Source organism: Micromonospora sp. TSRI0369 (assembly GCF_001905625.1).
Lineage (GTDB): Bacteria > Actinomycetota > Actinomycetes > Mycobacteriales > Micromonosporaceae > Micromonospora > Micromonospora echinospora_A.
The window spans coordinates 50683-64066 of the sequence record NZ_LIVU01000001.1 but is presented as its reverse complement, the minus strand read 5'-3'; the positions used below and the strand labels follow the sequence as shown (position 1 = coordinate 64066).

The window sequence follows — 13384 nt, the reverse complement described above, 5'->3', positions numbered from 1 at the left end:
GAAGGGGTGCGGCGGTGGCCGAGAGTGCGGACCGGGATGCGAACCGTGCACTACGCACGCGATTCGACGAGGTGTACGGCCAGTACCAGCGGTTGCGGTCCGGTCTGGACGAACTTCAGGTCAAACTGGCCGAGCTGCGGGTCACCGAACGCTCCGACGACGGTCAGGTGACAGCTGTGGTCGGTGCGCGGGGCGAGCTGATCAGCGTCGAGGTGAGCCCGGCGGCCTTCCAGGAGCGGGATGCCCGAGGGTTGAGCCGGAAGATCACCGAGACCGTTCTGCGCGCCTCCACGGCCGCGGTCACTGCCACCCGCGAGCTGGTCTCCGGATATCTGCCCCCGGGCTCGCCGTCGGTCGAGTTCCTGCGTACCAATGACTTCGGCGCGCTGCTCGGCCGGGCCGACGCCGTGCTGGCACGCGGCGAGTGACAGGTGGCCGGAGGAGAGATCTGGCTGGACCCGGACCGGGCCCGGCGCGGTGGCGCCGACCTGACCCTGTCCGGTAAGGCGATGAGCGCGGCCCGGCGGGAGACAGGCGACCCGATCGCGACCGCGAGCGCGCAGCGGCCCTGGGGCCGGGACGACATCGGCGCCGCCTTCGACAAGCACTACCAGGGCTACGCCGAGACGCTGCTGCGCGCATGGGAGCTTCTCGGCCGGTCGCTGGAGGTGCTCGGGTCGGACGTCGTCCGCTCGGTCGCGGCCACCGTCGAGACGGACCTGAGCAACGCCCGTGACCTCGGAAAGATCCCGCAGCAAGGCCACAACCCGCATCGGCACTGGCGCTGACCACCGGAGGATCCGCGCGTGAGCATGCTGCCCAGCCCGATCCCGCACCCGCTCGACTTCTGCCCGTGGGACGTGCCCGGCTGGATCTACGAGGCGCTCGACTGGGTCGTCGGCGTCGAGTGGCCGGAGGGCAACGAGCGCGCCGTCTGGGACCTGGCCGACCAGTGGTACGGCGTCGCAGGCGTCCTGATCGGTCCGCGCGACGACGCCACCGCCGCCGCCGGTGAGGTGAAGAGCGGGTACGGCGGCGTCGGCCTGGTCGCCGGCGCGTTCGACACGGCCTGGCACAAGCTCGCCGAAGGTGAGGACGCGCCGCTGCACGTCCTCGTGGCGGCCACCGACGAGCTGGGCCGGCTGGTCGACTCCTGCGGCTGCGACATCGAGGGCGCGAAGCTCGAAGCCTGGATCGAGCTGGGCATCCTGGTGGTGGAGCTGCTGGCCCTGGCGGTGGCCGCCGTGCTCACCCTGGGCGCCGCCTCCCCGGCGGCCGCCGCCGCGATCACCGCGACGAGGGTCGTCGTCCAGCAGATCTTCAAGCGCCTGGTGGCCCAGCTCGCGCGCAAGGCGGTCAAGCAGGGGCTCAAGGAGGCGGGCGAACGGGCCGCGAAGGAGGCGGCGAAGGCCGGCGCCCGTGGGCTGGCCCGGCGGGCGGCGCTCGGCGGCCTGGTGGAGGCCGGTCAGGAGGCGGGCACCAACCTCGCGACCCAGACGTATCAGAACACCACCGGTCGACGTGACGGCCTGGACCTGACCGACGTGAGCACGTCGGCTCTCGGCGGCTTCGCCGGTGGGGCGGTCGCGCCGCTGGCGGGTCTGGGCCGGCATGCGAGCGGGCGGTTTGCGGAGATCGGCGAGCGGTTCGGTCGGGAGATGGCCGGGGAGACGCTGGCCGAGACCGCGGCCGGGCTGGCCACCGGCCACGGGCCGTCGCTGGAGGATCTGGCGCGGGCGGCCGCCTCGGGTGCGGCCGGGTCCACCACCAATCAGGCGGACTCGGCGCTGCAACGCCGCCTCGACGGGCAGTTGAGCGGGCTGACCGTTCCGCCGGTCGGGCTGGACGTGCCACCCGTCGCCGACCCCGTCGGGCTCATTCCGGCCCAGCGGGTCGCCGAGCCGCTCGTCCAGGGCGGCGAAGCGGTGGCGGGCCAGGTCTCCCCGACACCCGCACCCGTCCCACCGCACGCTGCCGCCGCTCACCCGCTGGCGGTTGACCCGCCGCGTCCGGCGCCGGAGACGGCGACGCCGCCGGTGGCCGCTGCCACCCCACCGGACGTGACGCGGCTATCGGTCGCTTCCAGCCCCACGTTGTCCTCGGTGATCACGGATGTGCCCGTCGCGCCCCCTGCCGAGCAGGTCGACCCGCGAACCGGCACGGGTTACCCGCCCCTGGCGCCCGGCAGCAACTCCCCGCCGCCATCGACTCCGGTCCAGGCGGCAGCGGGACCGGCCACGCTGTCCCCATCGATCGGGGAGCACCCGCAGTCGGCGGCGCCACCACTGTCGGACCGGACTGCCCCCGACGTCGGGCACCCCGCACCGTTGAGCGCCCCGCCGCCACAGCCGCAGTCCGCCTCACCCCAGGGGCCGCTCGGGCCGGACCCCCGCCCGACGCCGAACCCGCGCTTTCCGCTGCTGGAGTCCCTGGCGCCACCCCGGCCCGCCACCGATCCACCGGCACCCAACCCCGGCCCGCTCGACCCGCCGCCTCCCGACCTACGGACCATCCGGGAGCGCGCCGCGCGCCTCGCGGCCGACCGGGAGTCGTTCGACCGGCGCCGCTACCACGGTTACCTGCAGTCCCAGCGGACGTGGTTCGAGGATCGCCGACGTCAGACCAGGGCCGACTGGCTGCACGAACGTGCCGCCTATCACGAGGAACGGGCCAGCGACTGGGCCGCGCAGGCGATGGAACTGCGTCGCACCGGGCGGACGGTGGCGGCACAACGATGGCACCGCGAAGCGCACGAGGCGGATCTTGAGGCGGCCGACCTGCGCGAGGAGGCTCGGCAGGTCCTCGCCGGGCGACTCGTGCCGGAGCAGGTGATGGTCGAGGACGACCTCGACTTCTACCGCATCAACGACGACGTGGCGGACCTGGCCGTCGGCGCCGTCGAGACGGCCGACCATTCGGCGCTCACCGGCCGTGGCCATCCCGAACCGATCGACAGGTCCCGGCCCTACGGCCGCCGGGGAGGGCTCCGGCCACCGCTCGCGCTGCACCAGACCGACCTGGAACGGCAGATGCCCCGCAACCCGGACGGCAGCGTCGCGCGTACCGCCGATCCCCGGCGTGGCGGGTGGTTCCGCCTGGCGAACGACGGAGGTCCGGCGGCGGACGCGACCCGGGGCATCAACTGCCTCGACTGCACCCTGTCCCTGTTCGAGACCTGGGTCCACGGACGGCCGCGAGTCGCCGCTCCGCGTACCTTCGACGGCTACCTCGACGGTGACGTGCTCCGGCCGGTGGGTGGCGAGGCGGACGGACCGCTGCGGGTCGAGGAGACCACCGGCGGCCGGTTCCAGAACCTGTGCCCGGTCGACCGGCCCGGCATCACCGGCCAGGAGCGGCGGTGGCTGGTGGATCGCGGCTACCGCGACCTATACGCGCAACTGGCGTCGGGCGGCCACGGCAGCTACGCCTTCCTCATCACCAGCTTCGAGGGTGGCGGATCGCACGCCTGGGTGGCGCTGAACCAGAACGGCACGATCCTCTTCCTCGACCCGCAGTCGGGCGCTGCCGCGGACCGGCCGCTCTACCACCACAGCGGCCGTGCGTTCGAGGGCAACGTGGTCGGCGTCGACGCGCTGGTGCTCGGCCCCGACGGCCGGCCGATGCCGGTCACCGGCCGCCCGCCCGGCACGTACAACGTCCTGCCCGAGCCACGGCCCCGTCCGGCGCCGCCACGCCTGCCCGAGCCGCCGCCGGCGGACGACGGGAACGCGCCGGACTTCAATCACGTCCACCTGCTCGGCGAGTCCACCACCATCCACCCCCGCGCGGACAGACCGCCGCCGGGCAACGCGCCGCCCGTCGTGCCGGAGCCCGACCGGGTACGCGAGGAACACCGGCAGGCGCACGCCGACCGGATCGCCGGCGGGCTCTACGTACGCGACGTGCTCGCCCAGAGTGGAAGCCTGGACGCGGCCTTCGCCGCCGGGGTGACGCCCGTCGAACTGGCGCAGCACGCCGACGTGCCGACGCTGCGGCGGCTCGTACCCCTGTTGGACGACGCCGCCGCGGCCGACCTCAGCCGCTTGCTCGCCGACCCGCGCATTCAACGGATGCTCGACCAGAGCTGGGAAGCACCGCCGCGACGGGAGGAATTGCTGGCCGAGACGCTGGTACGGCAGCTCGCGGAGCGGCCCGACCTGGTCCGGATGATCCTGGCGACACCGGAACTCGCGAACTCGCTGACCGCGCGGCCGCTGACCCTGCATCACCTGGCCAGCCACCAGCAGGCCATCGACGTACTCGGCGACGTGCTGGCGGATGTCGAGAGGAACGGACCTGAGGCGCAGGCGCTGGAGGGCGACCCGAACCCTTCCCCCACCCCACTAACTCCTGAGCAGCTCAGGCTGACGCGGAACTTGGCTTCCCAGCGCCAGCCGACCGGACAGGACGGGTTCGACCCGAGCAGGAAGCGGGACCAGGCCTACGTCGCCGCATACCTTGATGGACTGACTGCCGAAGCGGCTGTAGCGCAAGGGGAACTGAATGCAACCGCTACCGTTCTTGCGGGAGAAAAGGGGAAGCCCGGCTGGCGCACCGAACCCAAGAGGCACGACCGGATCATGGACAAACTGGTCGAATATGGGAATGACGCTTCTCGCCTGAAAGACTTGGCCGCAGCGAAGGTGGAGTTCTCCACGCTCAATGACATCTATGACGCGTTGGCTGACCTCGTCGAGGATCCCGAGGTGATGATTCTGGATGTCAAGGATCGCTTCGTCGCTCCGAACGGTAGTGGCCACAGCGACATCCTGCTGAACCTTCGCCTGTCCAACGGGCACGTGGGGGAGTTGCGCCTGCAACTCAAAGCCTTGGAGGCCGTCGCCGAATGGGAGCATGCGTTGTATGAGGTCCGGCGGGACATTGACGCGCTGGCGGAGCTGGACGGTCGTTCGCTGACGACGATGGAGACGGCGGTCCGGGATGGTCTGCTAAGACGCACGCAGGCGATCTACTGGAACGCGGTACAGCAGGAAGAGGCGTGAAGCAGTGACCCACCGGGCCGGCCTTGTGTTGCCGAAGTTCTTCCTCTACTACGACTCGCCGGTGAAGTTGGTGAGGACGGAGGACGGCGGCATGGCGGGATGGCGGCTCTCACTCGACACCGGCCGGTGGCAGCCAGCAAACGATCTCGTGGACAGGGTGCTGTTCGGTAGGGACGACGAGATATTCGAGGTCAACCTCGAGGAGTTCGTCTGGTACGTCGAGCAGGAGCGGGGCCTGAGTCTGCGCGGTGACGGGCCGATCTTCGCTCTCTACGAGACCGTTCGGGCGATCCAAGACGCGCTGCGGGAGGAGCGTCGATACCCGACGCCCCAGGAGCAAGCGTTGATCAAGGGCATCCGGCGGCGAACCTTCGTGATGTTCGAAGAACAACTCCAGCGCGCCGGTGATCCCGGCGCCGACCCAACTGTCGTAAGCCTGTCGACTGACGAAGACCTTGAGGAGCCACCGCGATGAGGCAGTTGGCGGGCGTGAGGCTGCCGAAGTTCTTCAACTACTACGACTCGCCCATGAAGCTCGTGGCCACCCCCGACGGCGGCGTAGCAGGCTGGAGACTCTCCAAGGACAGCGGCGGTTGGCGCGAGGCCAACAATCTCATCGACAAGGTGCTTTTCGTCGGCGGCGACGAGATCAACGAGATATCGCGAGATGAGTTCGTTCAGCTCACTGAGCACGAACGAGGCCGTTATCTGCACGGCGACGGGCCGATCTTCGCTCTCTACGAGACTGTCCGGGCGATCGAGGAAACGCTGCGGGAGGAGCGTCGGTATCCGACGCCCCAGGAGCAGGCGTTGATCCGGGGAGTCCGGCGGCGGACCTTTGTGATGTTCGAGGAGCAGCTCCAGCAGGCCGGTGACCCCGCCGCCGACCCCACCATCGCCGCCACCGCCTCCTGACGCGGCCGGGAACGTCATGTCCGTCGACGAAGGCATACCCGTGCCGTACGTGCCGCCCGCCGACGCGGCGGAGGCGACGCGCGTACAGGAGGAGTTGCGGTCGCGGGTGGACCTGGTGGGGCCCGGGCCCAGCGCGCCCGCGACGGTGGCCGGGCTGGACGTGGCCTACGCGCCCGGCGGCGACCTGCTCGCCGCCGCCGTCACGGTGCTGGACGCGGTCAGCCTCGCCGTGGTGGACGAGGCGGTGTGCGTGGGCCGGCCCGCCTTTCCGTACGTGCCGGGGCTGTTCGCCTTCCGGGAGATGCCGGCGCTGCTGGCGGCGTTGGACCGGCTGACCGTTCGCCCGGAGCTGCTGGTGTGCGACGGGCACGGGCTGGCGCATCCGCGTCGGTTCGGGCTGGCCTGCCATCTGGGTCTGGTGACCGGTGTGCCCGCGATCGGGGTGGGCAAGACGCCGCTCGTCGGTTCGTGGACGGGGCCGGGCCCGGAGCGTGGTGACTGCGCCGACCTGTGTGACGAGGGCGACGTGGTCGGGCGGGTGCTGCGTACCCGGGACGGCGTCCGGCCGGTCTTCGTCAGCGTTGGGCACCGGATGGGGTTGGACAACGCGGTGGATCGGGTACTGGCGCTGACGCCCCGGTACCGGCTGCCGGAGACGACCCGGACGGCCGACCAGCTGTGCCGCCGGGCGCTCGCCGCGGCCGTCGTCTCCGGCGGTGACCTGGACCGGCGGTGATCGCGTGGCGCGGCGCACATGTGGCGTGGTCGATGCGCGGGCACCATCCGGGCCCGGTAGTAACCTGACCGGCGGATCCGGTCCGGACGCAACGGTGAGGTGGGGATGTCGGTGGGGCGGCACGCGGCGCGGTGGGCCATTGTCGGCGCGCTGCTTGGTGCCCTCGTCGCCGTCCCGGCGTCGCCGGCGCTGGCCCGGGACGACCGGGTCGGACTGCGCTCGGCGGGCAGCTTCACCGCCGGTGGTTCGCCGGGCGCCGTGACTGTCGAGGTGCGCAAGCGCACCGACGGCTGTGTGCAGCTGCGTACCGCGATCGGGCTCCGGCTGGAGGGCCTGCGGGCGGACCAGGTGCGGGTGCAGGTTGCCGCCGACGGCCGCTGGGTGCCGGTGCCGGTCTCCGGTGGTGACGGCGCGGTTGCGACCGCCGAGGTCGCACCGGTCGACCGGCCGCTGTGCAAGGGCAAGGGCGCCACCGTGCGCTACCGGGTGTCCTTCCTGGCCGGCGCCGTCGGCGGGCGGCTGGAACTGGCGGGCGAGGCGAGCGCCGCGAACGGTGACGTGCTCGGCCGGGCCGGTGGGTCGGCCCGGCTGGTGGGCACGCCGAGCCCGAGCCCGTCCCGTAAGCCCTCGCCGACGCCCACGCCTAGCGCGAGCGAGACCACGCCGGCCGAGGCGACGGACACGTCGCCGGTCGCCGCCGCCGTCGCCCCGGCCACCGCCGCGGCCGACGACTCGTCGTTCGGAGGTTCCATGATCATGTGGTTCGGTATCGCGCTGGTGCTCGTCGGCGCGGCGCTCATCGTCCTGCTGCTCCGCCGCAGCCGCGCCGATCGCACCGGCGGCGGGCCGGTCGCCGAGCCGCCGCCGGTCCCGCTGCCACGCAGCACCACCACCTACCGTTCCGGCGCGACCGGGCCGGCCCCAACGGTGTACGGCGGCGCGCCGGCGCCCCGTCCGGCCGGCAACGTGTACGGCGCGCCCGCGCCCAGCCCGACGCCGCCCGTGCCCGGCCCGGTGCCGCAGGCCCCCGCGGGCGGGGACGCGACAAGCGTCCTGCCCCGCTTGCCGGACTGAGGCCGAACCCGACCGGCTCCCGGGGTTACCGTGACGGTGGGTGGTCACGCCGTGACCCGGTGGCCGCCACCTGCCCGGCCGGAGGACGGACACCGGGGCCGAACGGGGCCCGGTGCCGGGGCCGGTTGGCCGATAAGATCGCGTGCGCCGATCGGCACCGCCGACCGGTGAGACCACATACGTGGAAGGAGCCGCGCCGTGGCCCTGGACCCGCAGTTGCTCGAGATCCTCGCCTGCCCGGACACGCATCACGCCCCGCTCGACTACGACGCGCAGGCGCAGACGCTCACCTGCACCGAGTGCGGTCGCATCTTCGAGGTCCGCGACGACGTGCCGGTGCTCCTGCTGGACGAGGCGCGCGGTGGACCCGCCGCCGACGAGGCGCGGGGCGGGTCGTCGCGGTGATGGAGGGTACGGCCGGGGTCAGCGGGCACCGGCGCCCAGACGAGGCCCTGCTCGACGACGCGGCGCTGCTGGCCGAGCGGGATCCGGGCGGCATGCTCCGGCACACCGCGTCCGCCGGCGCCCAGGTGCGCGAGTCGGCGGCGCTGGCCGCCGAGGCCAACCTGTCCGTGCTCGCCGACGACGGCCGGCCCCGCGCGGTGGTCATCGCCGGAATCGGCACCGCCGGGCGTACCGGTGACGTGCTTGCCACCGTCGCCGGGCCGCGCTGCCCGGTGCCGGTCATCCCGCACCGCAGCGCCGGCGTGCCGGGCTGGGTGGGCGCGGCGGACGTGGTCATCGCGGTGAGCGCGTCCGGCCGCAGCCCCGAGGCGCTGGGCGCGGCCGAGGCGGCGCACCGCCGTGGCGCCCGGCTGGTGGCGGTGGGCGCGCCCGACTCGCAACTCCAGTCGGTGGCGGAGCGGGCCCGGGCGCCGTTCATCCCGGTGCCCCGGCGCGCGCCGGCCCGGGCCAGCCTCTGGGCGCTCACCGTGCCGGTTCTGCTCGCCGCCCGTACCCTCGGGCTCGTGAAGGTCAACGAGGCCGATCTGGCGGAGACGGCGGCCCGGCTCGACGCCGACGCCGATCGATGCCGGCCGACCGCGGAGTCCTTCGTCAACCCGGCGAAGTCGCTGGCGCTGGGGCTGTCCGGCTCGATCCCGATCGTCTGGGGTTCGTCGCCGCTGGCGACCGTCGCGGCTCGGCGGTTCGGCGACACGTTGTCCGCCAATGCCCGTTACCCGGTGGTCGCCGGGGCGCTGGGCGAGGCGGGGCGGGGCCGTGTCGGCCTGCTCGACGGCGTGTTCGGCGGCCTGGCCGAGGGCGAGCGGGACATCTTCGCCGACCCGGGCGACGACGAGTCCGACGGCACCCGGCTGCGGCTGGTGCTGCTGCGCGACGGCGGGCTCAACGCCGACGACGACACCGACGAGCCGCTGGCGGTGGAGGAGCGCCGCGCGGACGCGGTGCAGACGCTCGCCGAGCGCCGTGGGGTGCGCTGCGACGTGGTGACCGCCGAGGGCGGTTCCGCGCTGGAGCGGCTCGCGTCGCTGGTGGCGGTCCCCGACTTCGCCTCGATCTACCTCGCCCTGGCACACGGCCTGGACCCGATGGCGGTACCGGCCATCACGGAGATGAAGGAGCTGGCGAACCAGTGAGCACACGGGGCATCGAGCGAGGCGGGGAATGAGCGCAAACGGGGGCACCAAGGCGATCGTCGCCGCCCTGGCGGCGAACCTCGGCATCGCCGTCACCAAGTTCATCGCGTTCGCCCTGACGGGCTCGTCGTCGATGCTGGCCGAGTCGATCCACTCGGTGGCCGACTCGGGCAACCAGGGCCTGCTGCTGCTCGGTGGCCGCCGCGCCAAGCGGCAGGCCACGCCCCAGCACCCGTTCGGGTACGGCCGGGAGCGCTACATCTACGCGTTCATCGTGGCGATCGTGCTGTTCAGCATCGGTGGCCTGTTCGCGCTCTACGAGGCGTACCACAAGGCGTCCGACCCGCACCCGATCGAGAGCTGGCAGTGGGTGCCGGTGGTGGTGCTGGTCGCGGCGATCGTGATGGAGGGCTTCTCGTTCCGTACCGCGATCAAGGAGTCCAACCTGGTCCGGGGCAACCAGACCTGGGTCCGGTTCATCCGCCGGGCCAAGGCCCCGGAGCTGCCGGTGGTGCTGCTGGAGGACTTCGGCGCCCTGGTCGGTCTGGTCTTCGCGTTGTTCGGCGTCGGCATGACGCTGATCACCGGCAACGGCATGTGGGACGCGGCCGGCACCGCGATGATCGGCGTGCTGCTCGTGGTCATCGCGATCACGCTGGCGATCGAGACCAAGAGCCTGCTGCTCGGCGAGGGTGCCGAGCAGAGTGAGCTGGACAAGATCGAGCAGGCCGTGACCAGTGGTCCCGAGGTCGAGCGGATCATCCACATGAAGACGCTCTACCTGGGCCCCGAGGAGCTGATGGTGGCCGCGAAGATCGCGGTGCCGGCCTGGGAGACCGCCGAGGACCTGGCCCGCGACATCAACGCGGTCGAGGCCCGGATCCGGCGTGAGGTGCCGACCGCCCGGGTGATCTACCTGGAGCCGGACATCTACTCGCCGGAGGCGGAGCGGGCGGGCACCGGGCAGGCGGCGGCGACCGCCGTCCCGGAGACCGCGCCCACCGGTGAGGCGCATACGGCCGACGAGGTGGCCGGGCGGCCCGGGAGCTGACCGATGGAGTTGTTGCAGGGCCGGATCCGCGACTACGCCTGGGGCTCGCGCACCGCGATCGCCGAGTTGCAGGGGCGGCCGGTGCCGAGCAACGGGCCGGAGGCGGAGCTGTGGCTGGGCGCCCACCCGGGCGCCCCGGGCACCGTGCAGCGGGACGGCCGTCCGGTCAGCCTCACCGAGCTGCTGGTGGCCGAGCCGGGCCACTGGCTGGGTGAGCGGCTGGTCGGCCGGTTCGGCACCCGGCTGCCGTTCCTGCTGAAGGTGCTGGCCGCCGACTCCCCGCTGAGCCTCCAAGCCCATCCCGACGCCGAGCAGGCCCGCGCCGGGCACGCCGCCGACGTGGGGCGGGTCAACTACGTCGACCCGTACCACAAGCCGGAGCTGCTGGTGGCGCTCTCGGAGTTCGACGCGCTGTGCGGCTTCCGCGACCCGGGGGAGTCGGCGGCGGCGATCGCCGCGTTCGGCGTACCCGCGCTGGAACCTGTGGTGGCGGCGTTGCGCGCCGGGCCGGCGGGTTTGCGGGAGGCGGTACGCCTGCTGTTGAGCTGGCCGCGGGCGGAGCGTGCCGGGCTGGTGGCGGCCGTGCTGGCGGCGGACGACGGTCCGGCGCCGGCGGACGCGGAGCTGGTACGCACGCTGGCGGCCGGCTATCCGGACGATCCGGGCGTGGTGGTGGCGCTGCTGTTGCACCACGTCCGGCTGGCGCCCGGCGAGGGCATCTGGATGCCGGCCGGGAACCTGCACGCCTATCTGCGTGGCACCGGTGTGGAGATCATGGCGGCCAGCGACAACGTGCTGCGCGGCGGGCTGACCGCGAAGCGGGTCGACGTGGACGAGCTGCTGCGGGTGCTCCGGTTCGAGGTGCTGACCGAGCCGGTGCTGCGGCCGGAGACGGTGGCGCCCGGGGTGCTGACGTGGCCGGTGCCGGTGGAGGACTTCGCGCTGCACCGGGTCGAGGTCGCCGCCGGTTCGCCGGGGGCGCGGCTGACGCAGCCCGGGCCGCGGGTGGTGCTCTGCCGGGCCGGGAAGCTCACCGTGGACGACGGGGTGGGCGTGGTCACGCTCGGCGCGGGACAGGCCGCCGTGGGCACGGCGGCGGGCGGTCCGCTGACGCTGGGCGGGGACGGTGAGGCGTTCGTCGCCACCTGCGGCCTGCGCTGAGCGCTCCGGCAATAACCGCAAGTCCGACTTTCCCGAAATAGCTTGACGCCGCACTGGCGCGGTGTGACTCTATGGGTACGCAGCGTTGTCGCGACGAAGGTCCGATGACGTGCGGGGGAACCAAACCGGGGGGATGCGCGGGGCGGCCGGGCCGTGGATGGAAAGTCCGTCCATGACCGACCGCCCCGTGCGCTGTCCGCCGACCGGCCGATTGTGTGCTCGGTCAACCGGGCACCGACCGGACGGGGCGCGCGCGTAAGGTGGAAGGCTGCGCACCACATCGTTCGACAGGAGCTTCCATGACCAGCACCCTCCCCGCGGCCTCCAGCGGCGCGTCGTCGCAGGCTCGGCCGAGCACCCTCGCCGAGGGCGACTACAAGGTGGCGGATCTGTCGCTCGCCGCGTTCGGGCGCAAGGAGATCCGGCTCGCCGAGCACGAGATGCCCGGCCTGATGGCGATCCGGCGTGAGTTCGCCGAGGCCCAGCCGCTGGCCGGCGCCCGCATCACCGGCTCGCTGCACATGACCGTCCAGACCGCCGTCCTGATCGAGACCCTTGTCGCGCTCGGCGCGCAGGTCCGCTGGGCGTCCTGCAACATCTTCTCCACCCAGGACCACGCCGCCGCGGCGATCGTGGTGGGCCCCGAGGGCACCCCGGAGGCCCCGGCCGGCGTGCCGGTCTACGCCTGGAAGGGCGAGACGCTGCCGGAGTACTGGTGGTGCACCGAGCAGGTGCTCGCCTGGCCGGACGGGCAGGGCCCGAACATGATCCTGGACGACGGCGGCGACGCCACCCTGCTCGTCCACAAGGGCGCCGAGTTCGAGTCCGCCGGCGCCGTGCCGCCGGTCGAGTCCGCCGACTCCGAGGAGTACGCGGTCATCCTCGAACTGCTGCACCGCTCGTTGGCCGAGGACAACCAGCGCTGGACCCGGATCGCCGCCGGCATCAAGGGCGTCACCGAGGAGACCACCACCGGCGTGCACCGGCTCTACGAGATGCACCGCGCCGGCACGCTGCGCTTCCCGGCCATCAACGTCAACGACTCGGTCACGAAGAGCAAGTTCGACAACAAGTACGGCTGCCGCCACTCCCTCATCGACGGCATCAACCGGGCCACCGACGTGCTGATCGGCGGCAAGATGGCAGTGGTCATGGGCTACGGCGACGTGGGCAAGGGCTGCGCCGAGTCGCTGCGCGGCCAGGGCGCCCGGGTCGTGGTGACCGAGGTCGACCCGATCTGCGCGCTGCAGGCGGCGATGGACGGCTACCAGGTCGCCACGCTCGACGACGTGGTGGAGCAGGCCGACATCTTCATCACCGCGACCGGCTGCTTCGACGTCATCACCAACGAGCACATGGCCCGGATGAAGCACCAGGCCATCGTCGGCAACATCGGCCACTTCGACAACGAGATCGACATGGCCGGCCTGGCCAAGCGCAGCGACGTGACCCGGGAGAACATCAAGCCGCAGGTCGACGTGTGGCGCTTCGACGACGGCCACGCGATCATCGTGCTCTCCGAGGGCCGCCTGCTGAACCTGGGCAACGCCACCGGTCACCCGAGCTTCGTGATGTCGAACTCGTTCGCCAACCAGACGATCGCCCAGATCGAGCTGTTCACCAAGCCCGACGAGTACCCGATCGGCGTCTACGTGCTGCCCAAGCACCTGGACGAGAAGGTCGCCCGGCTGCACCTGGACGCGCTCGGCGCGAAGCTGACCACGCTCACCAAGGAGCAGGCCGCCTACCTGGGCGTCTCCACGGAGGGCCCGTTCAAGCCCGACCACTACCGCTACTGAGTTCACACTCCGGAAGGGACCGGGGCCGGCCGCCGCGCGGCCGTCCC

At 72.5% G+C, this 13384-nt stretch carries 12 protein-coding genes; all 12 read left to right on the top strand.

Going from position 1 to position 13384, the window contains the following annotated elements:
* The first annotated feature begins 14 nt into the window (after nt 1-14).
* Nucleotides 15-428, top strand: a complete 414-nt coding sequence (locus AMK25_RS00290; RefSeq protein ID WP_073824731.1) for a YbaB/EbfC family nucleoid-associated protein — start codon at nt 15-17, stop codon at nt 426-428.
* 3 nt (nt 429-431) lie between these two features.
* Nucleotides 432-788, top strand: a complete 357-nt coding sequence (locus AMK25_RS00285) for a hypothetical protein (RefSeq protein ID WP_073824728.1) — start codon at nt 432-434, stop codon at nt 786-788.
* 24 nt (nt 789-812) lie between these two features.
* Entirely contained in the window at nt 813-5003 is a 4191-nt protein-coding gene (locus AMK25_RS00280; protein ID WP_241826240.1) for a toxin glutamine deamidase domain-containing protein, read from the top strand.
* A gap of 4 nt (nt 5004-5007) precedes the next feature.
* Nucleotides 5008-5478 carry a hypothetical protein gene (locus AMK25_RS00275; protein ID WP_073824722.1) on the top strand — a complete coding sequence of 157 codons (471 nt, stop codon included), beginning with the start codon at nt 5008-5010 and terminating at the stop codon, nt 5476-5478.
* Nucleotides 5475-5918, top strand: coding sequence for a hypothetical protein (locus AMK25_RS00270; protein ID WP_073824719.1), 444 nt, complete (start codon nt 5475-5477; stop codon nt 5916-5918). The genes AMK25_RS00275 and AMK25_RS00270 overlap by 4 nt, the downstream gene beginning before the upstream one ends.
* 16 nt (nt 5919-5934) lie before the next feature.
* On the top strand, nt 5935-6654 hold the full coding sequence (nfi, locus tag AMK25_RS00265; RefSeq protein WP_073824716.1) for a deoxyribonuclease V: 720 nt from the start codon (nt 5935-5937) through the stop codon (nt 6652-6654).
* A gap of 105 nt (nt 6655-6759) precedes the next feature.
* Nucleotides 6760-7728 carry a hypothetical protein gene (locus AMK25_RS00260; RefSeq protein ID WP_073824713.1) on the top strand — a complete coding sequence of 323 codons (969 nt, stop codon included), beginning with the start codon at nt 6760-6762 and terminating at the stop codon, nt 7726-7728.
* 198 nt (nt 7729-7926) lie between these two features.
* Nucleotides 7927-8133 carry a Trm112 family protein gene (locus AMK25_RS00255; RefSeq protein ID WP_030501390.1) on the top strand — a complete coding sequence of 69 codons (207 nt, stop codon included), beginning with the start codon at nt 7927-7929 and terminating at the stop codon, nt 8131-8133.
* Complete coding sequence (locus AMK25_RS00250; protein ID WP_073824710.1) at nt 8130-9326, top strand: SIS domain-containing protein; 1197 nt, start codon at nt 8130-8132, stop codon at nt 9324-9326. Before AMK25_RS00255 ends, AMK25_RS00250 begins: the two co-directional genes overlap by 4 nt.
* A gap of 28 nt (nt 9327-9354) precedes the next feature.
* Entirely contained in the window at nt 9355-10377 is a 1023-nt protein-coding gene (locus tag AMK25_RS00245) for a cation diffusion facilitator family transporter (RefSeq protein ID WP_073824707.1), read from the top strand.
* Nucleotides 10378-10380: 3 nt separating this feature from the next.
* A complete protein-coding gene (gene manA / locus AMK25_RS00240) occupies nt 10381-11538 on the top strand; it encodes a mannose-6-phosphate isomerase, class I (protein ID WP_073824703.1) in 1158 nt (385 codons plus the stop codon).
* Nucleotides 11539-11837: 299 nt separating this feature from the next.
* Nucleotides 11838-13337 (top strand): adenosylhomocysteinase, encoded by a 1500-nt coding sequence (ahcY, locus tag AMK25_RS00235; RefSeq protein WP_073824699.1) that lies wholly within the window; start codon nt 11838-11840, stop codon nt 13335-13337.
* Nucleotides 13338-13384: the final 47 nt, after the last annotated feature.

Bases quoted from the DNA above. Each gene is read 5' to 3' on its own strand.
- AMK25_RS00280 (WP_241826240.1), top strand. From the start codon at position 813: ATGCTGCCCAGCCCGATCCCGCACCCGCTCGACTTCTGCCCGTGGGAC.
- AMK25_RS00270 (WP_073824719.1), top strand. From the start codon at position 5,475: ATGAGGCAGTTGGCGGGCGTGAGGCTGCCGAAGTTCTTCAACTACTAC.
- nfi (WP_073824716.1), top strand. From the start codon at position 5,935: ATGTCCGTCGACGAAGGCATACCCGTGCCGTACGTGCCGCCCGCCGAC.
- AMK25_RS00260 (WP_073824713.1), top strand. From the start codon at position 6,760: ATGTCGGTGGGGCGGCACGCGGCGCGGTGGGCCATTGTCGGCGCGCTG.
- AMK25_RS00245 (WP_073824707.1), top strand. From the start codon at position 9,355: ATGAGCGCAAACGGGGGCACCAAGGCGATCGTCGCCGCCCTGGCGGCG.
- manA (WP_073824703.1), top strand. From the start codon at position 10,381: ATGGAGTTGTTGCAGGGCCGGATCCGCGACTACGCCTGGGGCTCGCGC.
- ahcY (WP_073824699.1), top strand. From the start codon at position 11,838: ATGACCAGCACCCTCCCCGCGGCCTCCAGCGGCGCGTCGTCGCAGGCT.